At 47.9% G+C, this 616-nt stretch carries 1 protein-coding gene; it reads right to left on the bottom strand.

Annotation, left to right across the window (positions count from 1 at the left end; all coding sequences use genetic code 11):
* The coding region (tssI, locus tag E4T92_RS10975) for a type VI secretion system tip protein TssI/VgrG (protein WP_135094869.1) at positions 1 to 616 on the bottom strand (616 nt) is incomplete at both ends.

Here is a 616-nt window from a genome sequence, read left to right as displayed (position 1 = left end):
TATTTCCCTTCCCTATCCCAAAAAAATTGCACCCGGATTCGGCCTACGTTGTCCGTAAATATCTCCTCTCCCTTCGGTCCTACCACTTGGGCAATTTGAGGTCCGTCCACCTTTGGCTTTGTCCGCTGTAATGGGCGCCAGGTCTGATACTTCGGGATAACCTGAAAGTGATTGGTAAAATACGTCCCTTTTTCTCCCGCTTCCCCTTCTACCGACTGCGGTTGTTCTCCTCGACTTACTACGCCAATCACTTGCCATGTGGTGTTAAATGCCGGATTCGGGTGTTGGCTGAGTCTTAAAAGTCTGCCCGGCGATAAACCCGGAATATTACTTTCTCCTTCCCCTAAATGCGCATCCCTTCTCAAACTCTCTAGACGATAACGGGTAAACGCTTTGCCTTGTTCACTCCCTTTAAACCTGCCCGGGTAATCATAATGCTCATAACCCTGTCTTTGTCCCTCTCCCTCTGTCGCACTTTGTTCAAACTGCGCTTCCCAATCCGGCTTTTTAAAGGTGTAATCTTTCAATACCGCTCGAGAATGTCTCACTTGAGTGCGTTTGAGAAATTGTCCTACCGTCTGTTCTTGTAGTTGGGCGGTTTTATTCGGGTTATAAG

Origin of the sequence: Pasteurella sp. WM03 (assembly GCF_004570945.1) — a bacterium.
Classification (GTDB): Bacteria; Pseudomonadota; Gammaproteobacteria; order Enterobacterales; family Pasteurellaceae; genus Rodentibacter.
Note: the sequence above shows the minus strand (reverse complement) of the source record. Positions and strands in the feature narration are given on the sequence as shown.